The sequence below is a fragment of the Thermoflexus sp. genome (assembly GCF_034432235.1).
Lineage (GTDB): Bacteria > Chloroflexota > Anaerolineae > Thermoflexales > Thermoflexaceae > Thermoflexus.
The window spans coordinates 36,431-58,137 of record NZ_DAOUCJ010000037.1 but is presented as its reverse complement, the minus strand read 5'-3'; the positions used below and the strand labels follow the sequence as shown (position 1 = coordinate 58,137).

Genomic DNA, 21,707 nt, shown 5'->3' with positions numbered 1-21,707 from the left:
TATACTGAGGAGCAGCAGGATCGTAATGTGGTCCCTATACCCCTGTGGCTGATCCGTCGAAGGCGACTCCATGTCCGAAATCAAGGCGCGGTTCCTGACATCTCTTCTGCCAAACGGTCATCTCCCGCTGGATGCGCGGGTGGAGGCGTTGCTCTTTGTGGCAGAGGAGCCGCCCACCATCGCCCAGCTCGCCCGCGCCCTGGAGGTGCCTCCAGAGGCCATTGAGGAGGCGTTGAACCTCCTCCAGGAGCGCCTGAGGGAGCGAGGGCTCCGGCTCCAGCGCCATCGGGATCGAGTGCAGCTGGTGGCGGCCCCGGAGGCGGCCGAGGATGTGCGGCGCTTCCTGGGCCTCAACGGAGGCACCCGCCTCTCCACCGCGGCCCTGGAGACGCTGGCCATCATCGCTTACCGGCAACCCATCACCCGGGCGGAGATCGAAGCGATCCGGGGCGTGAACTGTGAGGGGGTGCTGCGGACCTTGCTGGCGAGGGGCCTGATTGAGGAGGTGGGCCGGGCGGAGGGGCCCGGCCGCCCGATCCGATATGGGACCACGATGCTCTTCCTGCAGCATTTCGGATTGCGCTCCCTGGCTGACCTGCCACCGCTGGACGGAGCCGCGGAGGGGTTCTCGGATCTAACCCCCTGACCCCCTTCCCTCTTAGGGAAGGGGGAGCTTAATTTTGGACTATCTGGGCAATGGCGGAGGGCTGATTGCTGTTTTCCTCCGTTGCCGGGCCTCCATGGCGGACGGCTCCTCCGATCTGCCAGGCGGAGCGGCATGCGGTGGGCACCTGGCATCCTTCCAGAGGGACCTTCCCGGCAGTCGATCCGGCCGTGCGAACACCGGTTCCATTCTTCCCCTTCAGGAGGACGCTATGCGGATACTGGCCCTGGGTGGAGCGGGGGCGGTGGCCCGGGAGGCCACCCGGGATCTGTGTCAATTCGGCAGCCTCTTCCGTGAGATCGTGATCGCGGATATCGACCCCGAGAAGGCGGAGCGCCTCGCCCGCGAGATCGGAGACCCGCGCCTCCGGGTGATCCCCCTGGACGTCCGGGATGAAGAAGCCCTTGTCCGCCAGATCCGCGGTTTCGATGTGGTCATGAACGGCCTCCCCTTCGCTTACGACGTCCTGGTGACGCGCGCATGCGTGGAAGCCGGGGTCAGTGGAGTGGATCTCGCCTTCGATGAGGCGCAATTCGAGCTGGATGAGCAGGCCCGATCCAGGGATATGGTGTTCATCCCCGGTGTGGGCGCGACACCGGGGACCACGAACGTGATGGCCGCCCATGGGGCGCGCCATCTGGACCAGGTCGAGGCGATCGAGATCGCTTTCGCCGCGTTCCGGTGCCTGGCCCCTTCCCCGGGTCTGCTGCGCACCACCCTGTGGGAGTTCAACCCGGAGGAGCCGGAACGCGCGATGGTTTACTGGGAAGATGGGGCCTGGCGGCCGGCTCCGCCGTTCTCTGGAGAGAAGCGGGTTCGCTTCCACGAACAGATCGGGGAGCAAACGGTGTATTATGTGCCCCACGATGAGGCCCGAACCTTACCCCGCTCTTTTCCGGGCCTCCGCCGGGCGGCGGTTCGGGGATGCTTCCCGCCCCATGTGATGCGCGCGATGCGCACCCTGTATGAAATGGGAGCCCTCTCTTCCACCCCGGTTCCGATGGAGGACCGCACATATCCCGCCATTGAACTGATCGCCCGCCTTCTGCTGGCCCTCCCCGCCTCCCGGTCGAATCCGATCTGGGCCTATGGGCTCGTGGTGGAAGTCCATGGCCGAAAGGACGGACGTCCGCGCACCGTGAGGTTGCACAACCGCCATCCCCCCCAGGACGTGTGGGGTGGGGAGGCCGCTTATTACCGGAACATCGGTGTGCCCCTGAGCATTGCGGCCCAGATGATCGCCCGCGGCGAGATCACCGCCCGGGGCGTGGTGCCGCCGGAACGGGCGATCCCGCCCGAGCGATTCTTCGAGGAGCTGGCGCGAAGGGGCATTGAGATCATTGAGGAAAGGGAATGACCCGCAAACCTGTATGGGGGAGGCTGCCATGCGCCACTGGCCGAAAACCCGAGAGCGTTTCCGTCGCGCCAAAGAGGTGATGCCATGGGGGGTCACCTCGAATTTCCGCTACTGGGGCGATGATCAGACCATCGTCGTCAGCCGCGGCGAAGGCCCCTACATCTATGACCTGGACGGCAACCGCTATATTGATTATCGCCTAGGCTACGGCCCGGTGATCCTGGGCCATGGCCACCCTGGGGTGGTGGAGCGGGTGAGCGAAGCGATCCGCGACGGCGTGATCTTCGCAGCCACCACCGAATGGGAGATCCGCGCGGCGGAGCGGATCATCCGCATGACCGGTGTGGATATGGTGCGCTTCTCGAATTCCGGGACGGAAGCCACCATGCACGCCCTGCGGATCGCCCGGGCTTACACGGGTCGGGAAAAGGTCATCAAGTTCGAGGGTCAGTATCACGGCCACCACGATTACCTGCTCTTCTCCACCGCCATGGCCCTCCGGCAGGCGATGGGCAGCCGTCGTCACCCCATTCCCGTAGTGGCCAGCTCCGGGATCCCGCGGGCGATCGCCGATCTGGTCATCACGCTCCCCTTCAACGATTTCGAGGCCGTCGAGCGGACGGTGAGGGCGAAGTGGGGAGATATCGCCGCGATCATCGTGGAGCCCATGCTGGGCAACAGCGCGGCGATCATGCCCCACCCGGAGTTTCTCCCCTTCCTGCGGCGCCTCTGCGATGAATACGGTATCGTCCTGATCTTCGATGAGGTCAAGACCGGTTTCCGCATCGCCCGGGGCGGGGCGCAGGAGTTCTTTGGCGTGCGGGCGGACCTGGTCACTTACGCCAAGGCGATGGGGAACGGCTTCCCCATCGCCGCCATCGGCGGCCGGCGGGAGATCATGATGACCATCGAGCCGGGTGCGGTCGCCCACGCCGGCACATATAACGGGAATGTCGTGGGCACCGCCGCCGCAGATGCGACCCTGGAGATCTTGGAGACGACGGATGCGCTGGAGCGGGCCGCCCAGGCGGGCAAGCGGCTGATGAAAGGGATCAGCGACATCCTCGCCGAAGCGGGCATCCCCCATGTGGTCTCCGGCCATCCGAACATGTTCAGCTTCCTGTTGAATTTCGAAGGGGCGCCGCGGGATCACCGGGATACCATGCGCAGCGATATCGAGCTGTATTCCGAGATCGGCCTGGCATGCTATGAGCGCGGCGTGATGTTTGAGGTGGATCCCCGGGAGCCGTGGTTCACATGCGCCGCACATACCCCGGAAGTGGTAGACGAGACGCTGAACCGCTTCGCCGACGCCGTGCGTGCGGTTCTCAAAGGCAAGCGCATCGGGCCGGTGGAGGTGACCTCGGTCGGAAAATAAAGCGGGGCTGCTCCATCGGGTCGCGGCCTGATTCCGTTGGGGCATTGCCTCACCCGGTAGCGGGCCGCTGGCTGCTTCCCGAATGCCGAGGGGGGCTCTCCCCCTGTGACCCAAAGGGTGGGGAGGAAGGAGCGGTTTGGGCCTCCCGGTGGCGCAAGCCCTTCGTCTGCGGAAACAGGCGTGCGCTGGAAAGTCCGCCCCGAAGATTTTCAGGTTGAAGAGCTTGTGGATCTCCCCCTTCGGCCTGGGGGTCCATATGTCCTGTATCGGGTGCGCAAGCAGGGGCGCACCACGCTGGAGGTCCAGGCGGAGCTGGCCGCGCGGTTGGGCGTCCCCCAGCGGGCGGTGATCTTTCCGGCTTTGAAGGATCGAGAGGCCGTCGCGGTTCAGATGGCCGCCGTGCGGGGCCGGGGGCCGGACCGGATTCAGGGCCATGGCTTCGAAGCCGTCCGTATTGGTGAGGCGGATCGCCCATTGCGTCCCTGGGATCTGCGGGGGAACCGGTTTGTGGTGCGGCTCCGGGAGCTGGACGATCTCGAGATCGAGCGGCTGCCGGCGGCGGTGGCCGCCCTGGCGATCCGTGGTTTTCCCAATTATTTCGATGATCAACGCTTCGGATCATGGAGCCCAGAGGCGGGCTTTATCGGCCGGCCGCTCCTCCTGGGCCAGGCGGAGGAGGTCCTCTGGATCTATCTGACCGTGCCGATGGCGGGCGATCCGCCAGGGGTGCGGGCTTTCAAAGCCGAAGCCCGGGCCTGGTGGGGGAACTGGGCGGCGATGCAGGAACGAGCGCCCCGCCCATCCAATTATCGAAGCGTGCTCACCTTTCTCAAGGATCATCCGACGGACTGGCGGAGAGCGGTGCGACGCATCCCCGCGCGCCTCCGGGCCTTATGGGTGGACGCCTATCGGGCCTGGATCTGGAACCGGGCCCTCCGATGGGCGTGGATATCGCTTCCCCACTTGGAGGTGGAGATCCGGGGAGAGCGATTCCCGGCGCCCCTGGAACCACCCCAGGATATGGAGATGATCTTGGAATTGCCCCATCGGCGGGCCCGGTATGAATCCCCATGGTCCGAGGCGATGGCCGCGGCCCTGGCGGAGGAAGGGCTAACCCTCTCCCATTTCCGGAAGGGGGCGCTGCTGGAGGACGCGCCCCCGCCGACCCGACGGCCTGCCTGGTGCCGGCCGCGGGTTCTCTATCTTCAGGATCTCCAACCGGACAGACGCGAAGCCACCCTGGTTTTTGAGTTGCCCCCTGGAAGTTACGGAACGCTGCTGTTGAAAGCGCTGGCAGCATGGGCCCAGAGCGCCGAAGACCGCATCCTTCGCCCCTCGGGTTCATAAAGGGAACCCCATGCGGGCCCTCCTCCGCGCCCCGTTGGGCCATGGGGTCCTCTGGATAGGATCCGAGGGAGGCCAGACCACGCCAGCGTGACCCCTCCCCCGTCCTAATTGGAGCTCAATTTCAGATTTTCATCGGGAGTGATTGACGCCCTTGCTGGCCTTATGTTATAGTTAACGCGAGTCGGTTGGAGGAGCATTCTGCGGGGGAATGGGGCGATTGGTGCTAACCTGTTCACCCTCAATTTGCCGATGCGGTCGTCGCTGGCTCCGCATGCGGCAAACAGGAGGGCCCTGCTGAATTTGGCGGTGGTCCGAGGAGGGCGCCATCTCGGATGGTCGAGCTCCGGGGCGATCCCGATCGATGAGCTGGAAAGATCAATGGGAGGGAGAGATGGCGGAGGCACAGGCGATTCCGACAGCGGCGGCGCCGGGCATCACCCGGCGGGAGTTTCTCACCTATGTCTGGGCGGCCTCCATGGCCCTCTTCATGGCGGAGCTGGGCGGTTTAAGCGTGCTCTTCGCCCTTCCCCGCTTCAAAGTGGGGGAGTTCGGCGGGATCTTTCCCTTCGGGCGGGCCGGGGATGTGCTGCCCAAGGTCGGCGAGGGCCCGGAGGAATTCCCGGAGGCCAAGATCTGGCTGGTCCATACGGAGAAAGGGATCCTGGCCATCTATAAAGTGTGCACCCATCTGGGTTGCCTCTACAAGTGGGTCCCCAGCAACTTCCGCTTCGAGTGCCCGTGCCACGGCTCCAAGTTCCAGCTGGACGGGACCTACATTGAGGGGCCGGCCCCACGGAACCTGGATCGCTTTGTGATTTACCTGAAGGATGCCAGCGGGCGCGTTGTGGCCCAAACGGATCCGGAGGGGAACCCGTTGCCGGTTCCCGATCCGAATCTGATCATCGAGGTGGATACTGGGCGGAAGATCCTGGGCAAGCCGGCGGAGAAGAAGCGGGCTTAAGGCCCTTTCTGGCCCCGATGGTTTTCTTTGCCCTTGAGGCGACCTTCCGGAGCGGCGAGGAGGAGATCCGATGGCGTTGCGGTGGCCCGAACCGATTCCCACCCTGCAGAAAGAGGTTCAGCAATACGGATGGCGCCGGGTGATCTTTATGCACCTGGACGAGCTGGTCACCCGGGTGACCGCGGGCATCCCGCTCACCGAGGTGCGCAACATCATCCGGGGCGAGCCCCCGCCCCGACCTAACCCGCGGGTGAAGCCCCATACGGAGGGCTTTATCCTCCATATCAAGCCTTCCTTCTACCACGAAGCGGTGACCCGGCTCTACCCTACCTTCCGGCTGGGGCTGCTGAGTTTTTACCTTTTCCTGATCGAGACCATCACCGGCATCTTCCTCATGATCTTCTACACGCCCTCGCCCCTGGTGGCCTATGAAAACATGCTCCGGATTCTGAACAATGTCCCTTTCGGCCAGCTGGTTCGGGATGTTCACCGGCTGGGGGCGGAGGCGATGGTGGTGGCGGTGATGCTGCACATGCTACGCACGTTTTTCACCGCCTCCTATAAGCGCCCCCGTCAGTTCACCTGGGCTACCGGGGTGATCCTGCTGGTTTTCACCCTCTTCCTCTCATTCAGCGGATACCTGCTGCCGTGGGATCAGCTGTCCTACTGGGCGGTGACCATTGGGACGAGCATGGCCGAAGCCACGCCGCCGCCGGCGCTGGGGCGGATCGTCAACCTGATCCTGCGCGGGGCACCCGACATCGGCGCAGCCGGTCTGTTGCGGTTCTATCTGCTCCATGTGATCTTCCTGCCCCTGTTGCTGTTCTTTGTCTTCTTTGTGCACTACTACAAGGTGGTGCGTCACGGCCTCTCGCTGCCGCCGGAGATGGAGGCGGTGGGCGATGACACGGCCCGTAAGGTCCCGCCGGAGAAGCGGGTGCCCTACATCCCGGACATCGCTATCCAGGAGGCGCTGTGGGGGATCGCCCTTATCGCCTTCCTGGTCATCGGAGCTGCCTTCTTCTATGACGCGCCGCTGGAGCAGCACGCCGATCCGCTGAACACGCCGCTGCACACCACGGCGCCCTGGTATTTCCTCTGGCTCCAGGGATTGCTGAAAGATCCCTTCCTGCTGGCGCTGGATCGCCTGGGTCTGCCCAGTCCACCTTCCACCATCTATAACAGCAAGACGTTCATGGGCGTGATCCTGCCCGGGCTGATCCTGCTTTTCCTGCTGATCATGCCCTATCTGGACTTCAACATCAGCCGGCGCTATTCCCATCGACGCAAGGCCCTGGTGGCGGGCCTGGTCGGGGTGGCCGCATGGACGCTGCTCACCTATATGGGCACGCCGGCCTTCGCGGTCACCTCCTCGGCTGATGTGGAGGTGCTCCAGGAGTTCATGCCTCTGAATCCGGACCCGCTTTACGGCGAGGGTCGAGTGCGCACCATCCCCTATGAGCAGTTGATTCCGGGAACCTATGACACCCGTAATCTCCAGCCGCCGGCAGATGCGCCCAAGCTGTCCCGGGTGCTGGAGGAGCTGAAACACCGCATCGAGACCGATCCGCACCTGCCTCAGGGCTATGCCGTCGTGCGCATCAGTGAGGCCCAGCCCGGGTTGAAGCGGTTCGAGATCGCGATCCGCTGGGCTCAGATGAAGAACGGCCAGCCCGTTCTGGATCCTGAGGGGAAACCCGTCATGGAAGAGTCCAAGCGGGCGATCTATCTCCATCGGGATGGCGGCTACGGTGGGGAGTGAGCCAGGGTAGAGCACAGCCGACCTAAGCGGAGGGGATCGATGTTCGATTTAGCGACTCGGCGGATCATCGGCGCGACGATCCTGACGCTGGCTACGGTGATCACCATTGGCATGGTCTGGCTCACTGAGGAGCAGCGCATGGCCCGTTTCGAGGCCATGCATAAGGCGAAGGCGATCGAAAACGGGGCGCTGCTTTATGAGCAGTATTGCAGCACCTGTCACGGCCCAAATGGAGAGGGGGTCCCGGGGAAAGGGCCCGATCTGAACCCCGGCGTGTTCCAGCACTATGAAGCGCTCAAACAGAACCAGAACTATGCCAACTCCCTGCGTAACTTCATCAAGCTAACCATCGCGGCCGGTCGTCCGATCCGCAGCACCTATCGAGCGAATGAGGTCTACGCGGATCCGATGCCCACCTGGTCCCAGGATTTCGGCGGACCCCTGCGGCCGGATCAGATCGACAGCCTGGTGGAGTTTATCCTGAACTGGCAGACGGCTGGGCCGGCGCCGACTCCCACACCTGCCTTCGAAGCGGTGGGGACAGATCTCACGAAACCGCTGCCGCCAGGAGATCCCAAGCGGGGCGAGGCCCTGTGGAATCAGGAGGTCAAGCAGGCCAGCGGCGCAGCCGCTTCCTGTAAGGCGTGCCACAGCCTGAAGCCGGGCGAGGTCCTGGTCGGCCCCTCCTTAGCTGGGATCGCCACCTGGGCTGCGGAGCGGATCCGGGCGCCGGATTACAGGGGCCAGGCGAAGACGCCCGAGGAATATATCCGCGAGTCCATCCAGCAGCCGAACGCCTATATCGTGGAGCCTGATAAATACGCTGCCGCCCCCGGCGTCTCCAAGATGCCGGCCACCCTGGGCAATCAGATGTCCGCTCAGGATCTGGCGGATCTGATCGCGTTCCTGATGACGCTCAAATAACTGCGGGTCGCCCGGCACTCGTTTTACAGAGCGAGGGGGGCGGTAAAGCCGCCCCCCTCATTTTTTTATCCCTTTCCGGCGAGAAGCCGCCGATATGTCTCCTGCAACAACAATGCATCCTCCTCCAGGTTCGGGCTCTCGCAGAGGACCCGCCCCCGGGCACCCGTATCGATCAGCGCCTGCAACAATTCCTCATAGCGGAGATCGGCCTCTTGAAGGTTCAGGTGGTGACGCTCCCCTTTCCGGGTGTAGGCGATGCCGGAGACGTGGATGTGGAGCTCCTGGAGGCCCCGTGGGCCCAATCCGGCTGCCACCCGGCGCAGCGCATCCATAAATTCCTCATAGGAATTGAAGGATCCATCCCCCGCCCGCGCATGCAGGTGAGCGAAATCGATGCAGGGGAGCACCCCCGGGATATCCCGGGAGAGCTGGATCACTTCATCCAAGGTGCCGAAGAGGGCGGATTTCCCCATGGTCTCAGGACGCAGGATGACCTCGACTCCCTCTTCACGGAGCTCCTCCACGATCTCCTGCAGGCGCCGGCGCACCGTCTCATAGGCCCGCTCCGGCCGTGCGCCCTGATACGCGCCGGGATGGAACACGATGTCCCGGGCGCCGGCCTGATAGCCTGCCCGGGCCGTGGCCATCAGGCGCTCCCGACTCGCTCGATAGCCGGCCCGGTCCTGGGCATTGAGGTTGATGAAATACGGAGCGTGGACGCTGAGGGCGATCCCCAGGGCCTCCGCTGTCTCCCGGATCTGACGGCAGGTTGCCTCCGAGACCCGCACGCTGCGCACCCAGGCCAGCTCCAGAGCCTCCAGACCCAGCTCGTGGATGCGCTGAATTCCCCCCACGGTGCCTCCCGGCCGTGGTGGGGTCGAAAGAGGGCTGCCCACGGTCCCAAACCGCAACGCGTTTTCCATATGTCGGTCCTCTCCTGAGCAGTGGGTTTTCGCCCGGCGGTGAAGCCGCGGGGAGAATGCGCCGATCGGGCAGGGCTCAAGGGGACACGATCGCCCGCTCCGCCTTTCGGAATTTCTCTCGATAGGCCGGGATGGTGATCATCGGCGGTCGCTCGACGTCCCCGATTTCCTCCACCTCCAGATAGTATCGGCCCGGCTCGTGGCGGATCAGCTTCATGGAGCGGTTGACCTCCTCCAGCAGCTGGATCTTGTGCCGATCTTCCAGGCGGCGGATCACCACCTGGATGATGGCGAAGGACATCTTGGACAGGGCCTCCAGGTCCTGATTGCGATGGATCCGCTCCTGGAGATCCACCTGGGCGATGGACCAGAGGCCGAAGCGCTCCAGGATGTCGATGAGCAGGCCGATCTCCACGCCATAGCCGGTGAAAAACGGCACCTGCTCCAGCACTTCCCGCCGGCCGGCGTATTCTCCGGAGAGAGGCTGGATCAGGCCGGAAAGCTCGGGGAAGAACAGGTTGATCAGGGGCCGCGCCACCAGTTCCGTCACCCGCCCTCCGCCTCCGGCCTGCAGCTTCTCACCGATCCGGATGGGCCGCCGATAGAAGCCCTTCACCAGGCCGATGCGGGGCGAGCGCAGGAGCGGGCCGATCAATCCATAGATGAAGCGGGGATGGTAATGGGTGATGTCGGTGTCCGTCCAGACGATGATGTCCCCCTTTAAGAGATACAAGCTTTTCCACAAAGCCTCCCCCTTCCCGCGGTAGGACCCTACCTCGGGGAGGACTTCGGGATGGATGTAGACCGGGAATCCCATCGCCCGGGCGATCTCCCGGGTCCGATCGGTCGAGGCGCTATCGATCACCACGATTTCATCCAGGAGGGGGTAGCGCTCCATCATGGTCTCCCGGGCGATGGCGAGGATCGAACCGATGGTCGCTTCCTCGTTGAGGGTGGGCAGTCCTAAGCTGATGGTCACCCCCTGGGTCCGTTTCAGGGCCACCAGCTCATGGAGGTCGCTGAACTCCTCCGCATCGAAGGTGTTCTCTGCGAACCACTTGTCGACCAGAACGGAGATGGGAAGCTGGGCCGGCGCCCCCCGGGGACGGGGTTGCCCGGGGAGGAAGGCTCGAGCGGATTTCACCAGGATCAGCGGCTTCGATGCCGCCTCCGCCAGGACCCGGGCCAGAGGGCCCAGGGGCTGGGGTCCGTTGCCCCCTGGCCGGGTGGAGGCGCCCATCACGATCCCATCGTGGTGCGGAAGCGCCTCTAAGACGGCCTGGGCGACCTCACTGTGGGCCACCATCTGGCGGGTGATGCGGGGGAATTGCCGGGCGAGCGGGCGGAACGCCGCGGCGATCCGTCGGGCCTCCGAGGCCGCGTGGAGCAGGGTGACCTGGCCATCCCACGCTTCGGCCAGGGTGAGGGCCACTTCCAGCGCCAGCTGGGTGTAGGGGCCGCCCCGCACCGGCAGCAGGATCCGCCGCCAGGGGGCGTCGATCGAGCCCCGGGCCAGCAGAAGGTCGCATGGCGCTTCCTGAAGCACCCGGGAGAGAGGGACGCCCAGCATCCATCCCTCTGGATTTCCATCCCATGGAAGGAGCATGAGGGAAACGCGGTTCGATTGCAGGAAGTGCAACACCTCCTCCCATGGGGTGTGGGAGACGCGGATGCGCGGGCGGACGCGAAGGGGGAGTTCCGGATGGGCCGTCGCGAGGGCCATCAGGCGCTGGCGGAGCCCTCGCGCCGCCGCTGCGCCGTGGCTGAGGGAAATACCCGGGGGAAGGGAGACCAGGCCCAGCAGCGTGATCTCTCCATTGCCCTGAGGAAGCAACGCCCGGGCCAGCGGAAGCAACGTCGCGGCGGCCTCCACCTCTTCCACCGGGATCAGAATCGAATCGAAGGGCATCTCATTCCCTCATTCTGAGCAGATCCAAAGACCATCTGACCGGCGCTTCGATCTTTCTCGACTCCAGGAGTCACGCGGTTGGGCTCCAGCTGGGGCTTTTGCGGAAGGGATCATCATGGAACTGGAGCCCAACGGCGTACGTCCTGTTGCGATTCCGGACGATGCGCGGGGGATCTCCTCTCCAGTGGAGGGAAGGCGGCATGGTTATCTTAGCATATATGTGCAGCAAATTCCACGGGTTTAGAAAAAGGGGGGAGATCCTCTTTCTCACGGCCCCTCGGGCCGTGGGAGCCATGTTTCTCCTTCAGGCTTTCGAAGCACGGCGTCCCTGTCACGAGGTGACCGGCTTCAGGATCGCGAGGACCGGATGCAGCTCGTGGAGGCCGGGCTCCAGGGGGATCTCTTCGAAAGCAGGGTTTTCCGGGCATAACAACCACTGATCGTTCCGACGGGTTAAGCGCTTGATCAAAAAGGCCTGGTGCGTCTCGCTCTGATACCGCTCCACGAGCACCGCCAGCACCAGCCGCCCGACCAGCGAAACCCAGAACGAGGGATCCCGTGCTTCCATGCCCGAAACGCGTCGTGCCATGATCAGGTCTCCCGATTCGATCCCGGCCTCCCGCATGCTATCGCCTTCCACGCGGAGCACCAAGATCTGATCCGGACGAGCGCGGACGATGGGCTCCATGTCCTTTTCCACATAGAGTTGATGAATTCGACCGTCCACCTCCAGCGTTTCGATCAGCACATCGGCTTCGTCCGACTGACGTGCGGTTGTCTGCGAGTCCAGGAACTGCAGATCGCCAGCCCGGGGATGGGTGTCGGGCAGCAGGGTGAACGAGGCCAAGAAAAGCTTCGCCGGGCGGAGCGGCCCCGCGAGGGCCGGGATCCTTTCTTCCGGGGAGATGGATGGAGGGAGCTCGGATGCAGACCACCGCATCCCCGGAGCCCCTGCCGTCTCTTCAGGGGGGACGCGAGGGGAATCCTCCAGGATCTCCTGGATGAGCTGTCGGGCCTGCCGGATCGCATCGTGCAGTTCCGCATGGGGCCTCCCCTGGAGCGTGGCCGCGCGGCTCAGATCCTCCAGGATGCCCTCTGCGCGCCGGGCCATTTCCAGGGCCCATGCCGGATCGTGAGGCCGAAGCCATCGGGCCCCGAGCAAGGCCGTTAGGGCCTCGGGGAGCGCCAGGCCGTGAAGGCGAAGGGCGCGGCAGTATGCGCTGAGCTGCCGCTGGGCCGCACGCGGAGAAAACCACGGCTCCTCCCGATCCAGTGCCATCTGGACCATCTGAGCTCCCAGGCGGCATCGGAAAGCCTCCCCCGGCCGGACGGCGTCCTCCGCAGGGATGGAGATCAACAGCTGACATAGGCGGCGGAGCTCCCCTCGATCCGGTGAGGTCTCGCTCAGTAGATCACTTAAGCGTTGCAGACCCGGATGAGCGTTCTCATTCAAGGCCCGGATCAGTCGGGAAAGGGGGAGGAGATCCCCGGACATCGCTTCCTCCTTCGGGAGAGGGGCGCTGCATCATACGCCGGAGATGATGGACCAGCTCGAGCAAATCCGTGGGCGTCAGCAATTCGGAATCGGGATGCGACCAGTGCCGCATCAGCTCCACCAGGCGCAGCAGCAGCCGTTGCAGCCCCCGCTGGGGGTCCTCCAGGGGCCGCTCCTGCTGGACCACTGTGACAATCGCCTCGAGGAGCTCGCGCTGCCCCATGGCGCGGGCCAGCTCCCGCTGGCGCACCTGTTCTCGCATCGCGCGGGACTGCAGATGCACTGCCCATCCCCTCCATGGCACCCGCCAGTGCTCCATCCAGGCCTCCCGGATCATCGGTTCCACCTCGGGCCAGGGGACGGGCGGGTCGAAGGCGAAATGCAGGATCTCGACTTCCCAGTTATGGTCGCGGATCCATTGTTCGAGTTCCGCTCGGATCTCCTGGCGGATTTCTTCCCAGCGTGCCGGGATCGGGGCATCTTCGGGCGGGCGTTCGGGGATCCCCCAGAGCTCGGGGGTTTGCATATCCGGGGAGGGCTCCCCAAGGACACGCGGCCCAGGGGAAGGGGAAGCATGCAGGGCCGCCAGGTAAGGGGACCACAGTTCATCGAACCAGAGCTTTCCCAGACGGCGGGCCAGCAGGGCGCGGGCCTCGTCGGCCAGCTCCCCCGCCCAATCGATACCGTAGCCTTTCTCCCGGGATCCCATATCGAGCTGATAGGCCATGCGGATCAAGCGGGCCTCATTCCCCGGCTCGTTCGGTTGCCAGCGCAACCGGCAGCTCAAATACAGCGTGCTCCGAACCGGCAGGCCATCGCGGGTCCAGGCGTTCACCTGCCGCCGGCGGGATTGAGGTCGGAGATCCAGGACCAGGGCAGGGCGTTCGAAGCGGCGGAGGAGCCGTCGGCCGGGACCGAGGAGGCGGGCAAAGCCGCCGCCCCGTTCCAGCAGAACCAGGTTGCTCTCATGCACCATCAGTGTCCCCGGTCCGCCCACGCGAATCAGGACCGAACCCCGGGTGGCGGGCGTCAGATCCCCGTTTCGCACCTCGCCGATTGGGAGTTCCGATTCCGAAAGGAACAGCGAACGGAGAATCCATTCGACGGCCTGGCCCCGGGCGATCCGATACAGACGCTCCATGAAAGCGGCAGCCTGGATCGTGAAGAAGGTGAACAGCGCTGCTTCCACGAGCAGCCCCAGGAATAACCCCGGAATGAGCTCGCGAATCGACGGGGAGGCGCGCCATGCCACAAAGAACGCCGACGGCAGAAGGCAGCAGAAGGTGCTGATCGTCAGGAGCAGCACGGCTCGTATCGGCGAGCCAATCATCCTCTGGGCCTCGGATCGCGCGTAGCCTTTCATGGGGCACCCGATTCCTTGCCACGCAGATAATCCCACAGCTGCCTTAATTCCTCCGGAAGCGCCAAGCCGCTCTGTCGAACGGTGGCGTCCAGGGTCTCCAGGAAGTGCAGGAGGATCACGTCAGGCGGGACCTCCGGATACGCGGCGAGCACCTCGTTGATCGCCTGCAGCATCTCCATCTGGGAGGCATGGCGAGCGCGGGCGTATTCCATTAGCATCTCTGATTCCGCCAGGCCGATCCACCGGGCCAGGCGGGCGGCCCACTGGCTGCGCCAGACCTCCACCCGCTGACGGAGCGCCTCCTCCGGCACCTTTTTCAGAGTGACCCGCAGACGATTCAGTCGAATGCCCATTCGGATCAGATCCCGATGAAGGGTCGCCCGTATCCTCTCCGCCAGTCGGGCCAATGGCGTGGCAGGCGGCTTTCCCCCATAACCCTGCTGATCAAAGAGGAAGAGCTGATCAAAGAGCCAGTTCCCCATCCGAATCGCCAGCTCTCGGCGCGCCATTTCATGGGGAAGCTCAAACCACTGGAGGACACGATCCTCATCGACACGAGCGGCTTGCCATGCCTGGGTGATGACCCACCGGATCGAATCTGGAGGATCGAAATATGGGGAGCGTCGGGATAATTCATGGGGGATTCTCTGAGCCAGGAAGGAGACAGCGGTGCGAAGCTCCAGATCGAGGAGGATCCCATCCTGCGTGCGGATCTGAAGAGGGGAGGCGTCGGCTCGAGGAAACACCTGAGGGCGAAGGTCCACGAAGGCGGTTACCTGTTCCCTTTCGCTGATCCAGACCAGGCCAGGCCCCGCGATCCGGGTCAGCCGCCCCTCGCATTCGATCGCCAGGGCGCTCCGGGCATCCAGGAGCCAGAGCCCGGGCCCAGCTCGGGGTTCGGAAGGATTCCGCGGCTGGCCGGCATCCACAGCGCCCAGGGCTTGTAATCTCCCGAAGAGAAAATACGTGAACGCTCGGCGCAGATCATCCTGTTCGCCTTCGGTGGCGGGGGCCAGGAGGGGATAGAAAAGCTGAAACAGGAGGAAACCATACAGCGCCATCAGCGCCAGCCAGAACCCGATGATCGGAACGGACGCCTTCAGAAGCCATTTCCATCCCAGCAGGCCCAGCGCGAAGGCGGCGATCAGCACGAGCCATGACCCGGTCCGCCATCTTCTCATAGATCGCATCGGCCCAACCCCCTGCTCCCGGGAACCCGCTCTCGAGCCACACTTTTGTTATCATCTTCTATTGTAGCGCAGCGAACGATCGGCTCCGACGGGGCGGGTGTGTGCCGGATCGCTTCCCGTTCAGGGGATCGCCGTGGGCTCCCGGGCCTCCCTCTCGGGCGGCTTTCTGCCCCCCGCCCGATGCCATCCCCAGGTTCCCACCCCGGTCAGCAGGCTGATGGCGGTCACTGCGACCCCCAGCGGCCATGATCCCGGTTGGTATTCCCAGCGGATCCGATGAACGCCCGCCGGGACCTGGATCGCCTGGAACAACCCGTTGGCCGGGTGGATGGGAGCCGGCTGCCCATCGACCCATGCCCGCCATCCCCCATCTCGGGATTCCAGCAGCACCAGCCATCCCGCTTCCTCCAAACGGACCTCCGCTTCGCGGATCTCCGGCGTGAAGCGGATCCATCGCACCTCTACCCTGCATAGGCGGGGTGCCCCATCCTCTCGACCCGCTTCCCCTTCGATCACCACCATCCGGGATGGATCGAAGGCAGGATCGGTCATGCGAGCCATGGCCTCCGCTTCGCTCTGGGCGAACGCGGCGGCGCACACGCCGTAAAGGCGAGGCGGGCTTTTCCGGAACTCGTAGATCTTAACATCCCCGGCATAGCGCAGCGCGAAGGATCCGCCCGGGCTCAGGACCAGCGCCTGAAACGCGCCAGTCCGCCCATCCACCAGGGCGCCGCCTTCCACCTGCCATCCGCCCTGCGCGCAGCTTCCGGGATCCGGATGCAGGATCAGATGGCGGATCCGGCGAGGCGCCGCCCAGCGGACGACAGCGGGTCGTCCGGCTTCCCCCATTTCCACCGGAAGCGATAGGATATCCCCTTCGATCGTCTGGAGCTCCGCGGTCCCCAGGGGGGTTCGAGGCGGGAACGGCGAGGAGATCCGTATGCGCAGCTCGGTGGCCTCCAATGGAGGGAAGGGTCCCGCCTCGATGGGCTCCGGCGAGCAGGCATCCGCCACGACGCCGCGATCGTAAAACACGCCCTCGATCCACTCATCGCGCAGGCGATCCATGACGATCCAGCGGATCCCCAGGATCTGCAGCCAGCGGGGATCTGGAAGGGCGGGCAACGTCTCCCATAGCCGCCCGTCCATCAACAGGCGGTCTGAGGGGACGAAACGGCGGACCAGCCCGATGTAGCGCCGTAACGGGAGCACCCCGCCATCGTAGCCATCCACCGTCGGCAGGCCATAGGCCATCGGGAGGTTGGCGACCAGGGCTTCTTTGTATTTTGTGGCGATCAGGAACTCCTCAAAGCCCTCGGACGAGAGCCGGCCCTGGAAGATGCTCCGCCATTCCCTGAGATCCCCTGGATCAAAACGCAGATCCACCACGCTCAGGATCCGCCCGGCCCATGGCCCTTCCTGGGTCAGGAGATCCCGTAACACCACCGCCGGGAGGCGGGGATCGCGCCATGCCTCGGGGGCGGTCAGGCGGTTCAGGGGAAGTCCCCACGCCGCCCCGATGAGCTCGGCGGCCCAGAGCCCGAGCCAGAATCCCCGGGGAAGCCGCTTCGCCAGGAGGAGCCCGGCCGGAAGAAGGCCCAATCCGAGCGCCATCCGGGAAGGATCCACTGGCCCCAGGGGGCCAGTCATTCCGGGCGGGCGGATGGGCGCGGCCGCGAGGGCGAGGCCCATCAGCGCAAGGACCCCCAGAGCCCAGAGGGCGAGCCGTCGGCGAGGGAGCTCCGCGAACCCCCGATCGAAGCCAGCGCCGATCCCCAGGGCGGCCCCGAAGGCCCAGAGAGCCAGCCACCGGGCCGGGACCCGAAAGGCGCGCAGGGGAGGGAGGAGCCCGGTGAGGAGCACGTAAAGCGGGTTGTAAGCGCCCAGGGCGAAGAGCAACCCCACCCCGGCCACCATCCCCCAGCGTCCCCAGCCCGGCCGGCCGATCCCTGCGATCAGGGCCAGCAGCCCCAGGGTGCCCACATAGGCGGTGAACTCCGTGAAGGCAGGGGCCTCCCGTCCGGGGAGCAACGAGCGGCCGAGGAGCGCGGGCGAGAGGGAGAACGAGAGGGCCTCATTCATGGGAAGGCCGCCTGCCCGGATGGAGGCCTGGGCGAGCTGGAGGCTGGGGAGCCACTGGATCGCGCTCAGGCCCACCGCGAGCGCTCCGCCCAGCACCCCGGTTCTCCACGCCCGGATCCATCCTGACAGAGCGGAGCGCTCTCCCCGGGAGGGCGCGAAGAAGATCAGGAGGGCCGCCCAGGAGAGCATGACCGTCTGGGCGTGGCCGCAGAGGATCTGCATCGCTCCCGCCAGCCCCACGCCGGCCGGCCAGCCCGCCGCCCACGCCCATGCCATCCACGGCAGCCAGGCCAGGGCCTGGAACTGATTGATGTGCTCCGCCTGGGCCAGGAAGTATCCCCCCAGGGCGTAGGCCACTGCAGCCGCAACGGCCCCGGCGGTCCGGTGGCTCAACCTCCGGGCCAGCCCGAACATGCCCCAGGCGGCCCAGAGGGCGTGGAAAAGGATAGAGATCTTCCAGGCGAGGGGAACTGGAAGCCATGAGAGGGCTCGATTGAGGGGATAGAAGAAGCCGACCTGCGGATTGGCCAGGAACGGAACGCCAGCGAAGAGATCCGGGTTCCACAGGGGGAGGCGACCCTCGCGGGTTGCCCGGGCGGCCGCTTCCCAGTAAGGGTAGAAATACAGGGCCACGTCCCCCCGCATCAGGATCCCGGGGGTGAAGATCAGGGGGACCAGGGCCAGCAAGACGAAGACAGCGGGCAGCCCCCAGACCATCTGACCGGAGACCCTCCGGTTCATCCGGGATCCTCGATGGATCATTCGCCGAACCACCGCTGCAGCAGCTCGATCCCGTAGAAGCCTGCCCAGGCGGCGATCAGGTTCTTGAGGATCTTCCCGGCTGCGCAGGGGAGGAAAAAGAAAAGCAACGGCATCCGGGTGGAGCCGGCCACGATTCCGGCGACGTCGAAAAGGGGGTTCGGCACGAGGGCGAGGATGAAGATCATCGCGGGGCCATAGCGGCGCATCCAGCGGGCGATCTGCTCATAATGAGGCAGCTCCTCCGCGAGGGTCTGGCCGCTGTAGCCGGCGAGGTAGCCGCTGAGCTCTCCCACGGCCTGGCCCAGCCCGGCCACCACGCCCACGATCCACGGGTTGAACATCCCGCCGGCCAGGGTGGTCACCGCCAGGCCGGGCAACGGAAGGATCAGCGTGGCGTTGGTCAACGCGCTGATCAGAAAGATCGCCGGGTAGCCGAAGCGCGCCCACTCCTGAAAACGATCCCGGTAGCGCAGGGTGAACCAGACCGCGCCGATCAGGATGATCACCACGGCGATGCGCGCGGCCCATAAACGGCCCCTGGAAACCGTTGTGGTTGTGCGAGGTGCCTCCACGGATCTTTGCTCCTCCATGGTAACGATCGATCGGTCGTTAGGAGCTGGAGAGGACGACGGCGAGCCGGGGGAATGCCGGCCGGCGTTTCATTCGGGCATCGGGGCGCCCAGGCGGACGATCCGGGCGGAGCGGTGGGGGATCCCCACCGTGGCGTTACAGGTATCCACCACCAGCCGCGCCGTCCGCAGCACCCGCTCGTAATCCACAACCCGATGGCCGGTCACGATAACCACCACATCGGCCCATCGGAGTTGCCCTTCCTCGAGGGGCACAGACGTCATCTCCCGCTCCTCCCGCCAGAACACATTCCCTCCTACCCGGAACCGGGGCACATATGGATCGTGATAGGCGACTTCCGCCCCCCGCGCCAGCAACAGCTCCATGATCCGCTCCGCCGGGCTGTTGCGCGCATCGTCCACCTCCCGCTTGAAAGCCACCCCCAGCACCAGCACCCGCGCCCCCCGCAACCCTCGCCCCCCGTACCGGTCCAGCGCCTCCTCCACCTTACGCACCACGTGGAAGGGCATCGCCTGGTTCACTTCCGCTGCCAGCTCAATGAACTTCGTGTAGAAGTCATACTCCCGCGCCTTCCACGACAGATAATAGGGATCCACAGGGATACAGTGCCCCCCCACCCCCGGCCCCGGGTAGAAGGCCATAAAGCCGAAGGGCTTCGTCTTCGCCGCCTCGATCACCTCCCAGATGTCGATCCCCATCCGCTCACACAGCAGCGCCAGCTCGTTGACCAGGGCGATGTTCACGCTCCGGAAGATGTTTTCCAGCAGCTTGCTCATCTCGGCCACCCGCGGTGATGACACCGGGTGAACCGGCGCCCCCAGCCGCCTGAGCAGCGCCGCCGCCCGCGCGGTGCTCCGGGGCGTTACGCCCCCCACCACCTTTGGCGTGTTCCGCACCGTCCACTCCCGGTTCCCCGGATCGATGCGCTCCGGAGAGAAGGCCAGATCGAAATCCTCCCCTGCCCGCAGCCCGCTTCGCTCCAGGATGGGCCGCACCACCTCCTCCGTGGTCCCTGGATACGTCGTGCTCTGGAGGATCACCAGCTGTCCCCGCCGCAGATAGGGCACGATCCCTTCCGCCGCTGCCCTTACGTAGGAAAGATCCGGCGCCCGCATCGCGTCATAGGGCGTGGGCACGCAGATGAACATCGCCTCCACGGATCGGAGCGCGCCGTAATCTATGGACGCCTGGAACCGTCCCGCCTTCCGAACCGCGCAGAGCGCCTCCGAAGGGACATCCCGGATCGGGCTGTGCCCGGCCATCAAGAGGGCCACCTTCTCCGCGTCCACATCCACCCCTACCACCTCGCAGCCGACCTCGGCGAAGGCCACCGCCAGCGGCAGCCCCACATACCCCAACCCGATCACCCCGATCCGATCATCCGCCATGGCCACCTCCTTCCAGGGCCCCTCGGATCCATCGCGCTGCCTCCTTGGGGGGCAGGGTTCGCTGCTCCCCGCTCCGCATGTCTCGAACGGTGACCACGCCCTGGGCCTCCTCGTCCGGCCCGAGGATGGCGACGAAGGGGATGCCTTTCTGGTGGGCGTAGCGCAGCTGGGCCTCCAGACGGCGGGGTTCGAAATAGAACATCGTGTGAAGCCCTGCCTGCCGGAAGATCCGGGCGAGGGCGATGGAAGCGCCCATGCGGGGCTCATCGAACACGGTCACCAGCACCTGGATCGGCGTGCGGGGCAAATCCGGCGGGGCCATCCCCAGCTCCTGGATCACATCGATAATCCGCTCGATCCCGAAGCTGGTCCCGGTCATGGGGACGCTCTGTTTGGCGAACAGGCCGACCAGGCCATCGTAACGGCCGCCGCCGGTGATGGAGCCGATCTTCGGCTCGGTGACCACGGTCTCGAAGATGGGGCCGGTGTAATATTCCAGGCCCCGCACCATGGTGAAGGAGATCCGGTAGCGCTCCGGGGCCACGCCCATCTCGTTCAGGAACTGCAACAGCGTCTGGAGCTCCTGGATGCCCTCCAGGCCCTCCGGGATCTCCGCCGCCTGCATCCGACGGGCCAGCTCCTCCAGCAGGTCGGCGTTCTCCCCCTCGATGCGCAGCAGCTCCAGCATCCGATCGATAACCTCCTCCGGGATCCCATAGCGGCACATCTCCTCCCGGACGCCCTCCAGGCCGAGGCGATCGAACTTATCGATAGCCCGATACAGGCTTCCCAGCAACGGTTCCGGGACCCCGGAGTAGCGGCCGAGGCCGGCGAGCAGCTTCCGGTCATTGAGCAGGATCACGAAATTCCGGAACCCCAAACGGGTGAGGGCCTCGTCGATCAGAGCGATGATCTCCGCGTCGGCGGCCATCGAGGATGTGCCCACGATATCGGCGTCGCACTGATAGAACTCGCGGTAACGCCCCTTCTGCGGCCGCTCCGCCCGCCAGACCGGGGCGATCTGATACCGCTTGAAGGGACGGGGGAGATTCGGATACATGGCCACCACCCGGGCGAGGGGGACGGAGAGATCATAGCGCAGGCTGAGCTCCTCCTTTCCCTCCCGGTGGCGGGCGTCATAGATCAGCTTCTCGGCGTCCGGCCCGTATTTGCCCATCAGGGTCTCCCGCAGCTCCAGCGCCGGCGTCTGGAGCGGTTCGAAGCCATAGGCTTCGAAAATCTCCTCAAAGGTGCGGATCACATACCGGCGCAACATCATCTGCTCGGGAAGGATATCCCGCATCCCGCGGGGCAAACGTGGCTCCATCGTCCACCTCTCCACCGGGATTCCCGAACCGGTCATCTTCCCTATCATAACTCAGGTCGCCATCGAGCGATGATCCCGCTGCGTGTCTGTGATGAAATTCCAGTGCTGAAGGAATATGGAGGGTCTCCGGGCTATAATGAACATCGGGATCGAACGAAGCGCCCTCCGTGCGCCGATGGAAATCAGCCCCGCTGGGCGCCGCGCGCCGGGCGTTGGCCCCTCACGCCGATGGAAATCGGCCTCCATGGGCGCTGCGCGCCCGGCGTCGGCCTTCGCCGACGCCA

Annotated in this window: 16 protein-coding genes; 7 read left to right on the top strand and 9 right to left on the bottom strand. The window is 65.2% G+C overall.

Annotated features, from left to right (window positions below; all coding sequences use genetic code 11):
- The first annotated feature begins 70 nt into the window (after positions 1-70).
- The 7 genes from scpB to VAE54_RS04725 all read left to right on the top strand — a co-directional run bounded on the left by scpB (position 71) and on the right by VAE54_RS04725 (position 8,393).
- Entirely contained in the window at positions 71-646 is a 576-nt protein-coding gene (scpB, locus tag VAE54_RS04755) for an SMC-Scp complex subunit ScpB (RefSeq protein ID WP_322800790.1), read from the top strand.
- A gap of 229 nt (positions 647-875) precedes the next feature.
- Positions 876-2,021 (top strand): saccharopine dehydrogenase family protein, encoded by a 1,146-nt coding sequence (locus tag VAE54_RS04750; RefSeq protein ID WP_322800789.1) that lies wholly within the window; start codon positions 876-878, stop codon positions 2,019-2,021.
- Positions 2,022-2,049: 28 nt separating this feature from the next.
- Complete coding sequence (gene gntE / locus VAE54_RS04745) at positions 2,050-3,399, top strand: guanitoxin biosynthesis PLP-dependent transaminase GntE (protein WP_322800788.1); 1,350 nt, start codon at positions 2,050-2,052, stop codon at positions 3,397-3,399.
- Between the two features lie 105 nt (positions 3,400-3,504).
- Entirely contained in the window at positions 3,505-4,746 is a 1,242-nt protein-coding gene (gene truD, locus VAE54_RS04740) for a tRNA pseudouridine(13) synthase TruD (protein WP_322800787.1), read from the top strand.
- Positions 4,747-5,137: 391 nt separating this feature from the next.
- Positions 5,138-5,707 (top strand): ubiquinol-cytochrome c reductase iron-sulfur subunit, encoded by a 570-nt coding sequence (locus VAE54_RS04735; protein WP_322800786.1) that lies wholly within the window; start codon positions 5,138-5,140, stop codon positions 5,705-5,707.
- 70 nt (positions 5,708-5,777) lie between these two features.
- Positions 5,778-7,469, top strand: coding sequence for a cytochrome b (locus VAE54_RS04730; RefSeq protein ID WP_322800785.1), 1,692 nt, complete (start codon positions 5,778-5,780; stop codon positions 7,467-7,469).
- Between the two features lie 39 nt (positions 7,470-7,508).
- A complete protein-coding gene (locus tag VAE54_RS04725) occupies positions 7,509-8,393 on the top strand; it encodes a cytochrome c (RefSeq protein ID WP_322800784.1) in 885 nt (294 codons plus the stop codon).
- A gap of 65 nt (positions 8,394-8,458) precedes the next feature.
- Here VAE54_RS04725 and VAE54_RS04720 read toward each other — a convergent pair whose 3' ends face one another.
- From VAE54_RS04720 to hisS, 9 genes are all read right to left on the bottom strand, one after another.
- Positions 8,459-9,316, bottom strand: a complete 858-nt coding sequence (locus VAE54_RS04720; RefSeq protein WP_322800783.1) for a TIM barrel protein — start codon at positions 9,314-9,316, stop codon at positions 8,459-8,461.
- A gap of 76 nt (positions 9,317-9,392) precedes the next feature.
- Positions 9,393-11,225 (bottom strand): glucosyl-3-phosphoglycerate synthase, encoded by a 1,833-nt coding sequence (locus VAE54_RS04715; protein ID WP_322800782.1) that lies wholly within the window; start codon positions 11,223-11,225, stop codon positions 9,393-9,395.
- Between the two features lie 331 nt (positions 11,226-11,556).
- Positions 11,557-12,720, bottom strand: a complete 1,164-nt coding sequence (locus tag VAE54_RS04710; RefSeq protein WP_322800781.1) for a S24 family peptidase — start codon at positions 12,718-12,720, stop codon at positions 11,557-11,559.
- Entirely contained in the window at positions 12,671-14,083 is a 1,413-nt protein-coding gene (locus VAE54_RS04705; protein WP_322800780.1) for a hypothetical protein, read from the bottom strand. The genes VAE54_RS04710 and VAE54_RS04705 overlap by 50 nt, the downstream gene beginning before the upstream one ends.
- Positions 14,080-15,273: a hypothetical protein gene (locus tag VAE54_RS04700; protein WP_322800779.1), complete on the bottom strand. Its 1,194-nt coding sequence runs from the start codon at positions 15,271-15,273 to the stop codon at positions 14,080-14,082. The genes VAE54_RS04705 and VAE54_RS04700 overlap by 4 nt, the downstream gene beginning before the upstream one ends.
- Positions 15,274-15,393: 120 nt before the next feature.
- Positions 15,394-18,096 (bottom strand): hypothetical protein, encoded by a 2,703-nt coding sequence (locus tag VAE54_RS04695; RefSeq protein ID WP_322800778.1) that lies wholly within the window; start codon positions 18,094-18,096, stop codon positions 15,394-15,396.
- A gap of 17 nt (positions 18,097-18,113) precedes the next feature.
- Complete coding sequence (locus VAE54_RS04690) at positions 18,114-18,689, bottom strand: VTT domain-containing protein (protein ID WP_322800777.1); 576 nt, start codon at positions 18,687-18,689, stop codon at positions 18,114-18,116.
- A gap of 87 nt (positions 18,690-18,776) precedes the next feature.
- A complete protein-coding gene (locus tag VAE54_RS04685) occupies positions 18,777-20,096 on the bottom strand; it encodes a nucleotide sugar dehydrogenase (RefSeq protein ID WP_322800776.1) in 1,320 nt (439 codons plus the stop codon).
- The gene (hisS, locus tag VAE54_RS04680) at positions 20,086-21,423 is read right to left on the bottom strand and encodes a histidine--tRNA ligase (protein WP_322800775.1); all 1,338 of its coding nucleotides are present in this window, start codon (positions 21,421-21,423) and stop codon (positions 20,086-20,088) included. Before hisS ends, VAE54_RS04685 begins: the two co-directional genes overlap by 11 nt.
- Positions 21,424-21,707 lie beyond the last annotated feature (284 nt).

Excerpts from the sequence above, each read along its gene's own strand:
- VAE54_RS04735 (WP_322800786.1), top strand. The coding sequence starts at position 5,138 with ATGGCGGAGGCACAGGCGATTCCGACAGCGGCGGCGCCGGGCATCACC.
- hisS (WP_322800775.1), bottom strand. The coding sequence starts at position 21,423 with ATGGAGCCACGTTTGCCCCGCGGGATGCGGGATATCCTTCCCGAGCAG.
- scpB (WP_322800790.1), top strand. The coding sequence starts at position 71 with ATGTCCGAAATCAAGGCGCGGTTCCTGACATCTCTTCTGCCAAACGGT.
- VAE54_RS04700 (WP_322800779.1), bottom strand. The coding sequence starts at position 15,273 with ATGCGATCTATGAGAAGATGGCGGACCGGGTCATGGCTCGTGCTGATC.
- VAE54_RS04695 (WP_322800778.1), bottom strand. The coding sequence starts at position 18,096 with ATGAACCGGAGGGTCTCCGGTCAGATGGTCTGGGGGCTGCCCGCTGTC.
- VAE54_RS04710 (WP_322800781.1), bottom strand. The coding sequence starts at position 12,720 with ATGTCCGGGGATCTCCTCCCCCTTTCCCGACTGATCCGGGCCTTGAAT.
- VAE54_RS04705 (WP_322800780.1), bottom strand. The coding sequence starts at position 14,083 with ATGAAAGGCTACGCGCGATCCGAGGCCCAGAGGATGATTGGCTCGCCG.
- VAE54_RS04715 (WP_322800782.1), bottom strand. The coding sequence starts at position 11,225 with ATGCCCTTCGATTCGATTCTGATCCCGGTGGAAGAGGTGGAGGCCGCC.
- gntE (WP_322800788.1), top strand. The coding sequence starts at position 2,050 with ATGCGCCACTGGCCGAAAACCCGAGAGCGTTTCCGTCGCGCCAAAGAG.
- VAE54_RS04725 (WP_322800784.1), top strand. The coding sequence starts at position 7,509 with ATGTTCGATTTAGCGACTCGGCGGATCATCGGCGCGACGATCCTGACG.
- VAE54_RS04750 (WP_322800789.1), top strand. The coding sequence starts at position 876 with ATGCGGATACTGGCCCTGGGTGGAGCGGGGGCGGTGGCCCGGGAGGCC.
- VAE54_RS04720 (WP_322800783.1), bottom strand. The coding sequence starts at position 9,316 with ATGGAAAACGCGTTGCGGTTTGGGACCGTGGGCAGCCCTCTTTCGACC.
- VAE54_RS04685 (WP_322800776.1), bottom strand. The coding sequence starts at position 20,096 with ATGGCGGATGATCGGATCGGGGTGATCGGGTTGGGGTATGTGGGGCTG.
- VAE54_RS04730 (WP_322800785.1), top strand. The coding sequence starts at position 5,778 with ATGGCGTTGCGGTGGCCCGAACCGATTCCCACCCTGCAGAAAGAGGTT.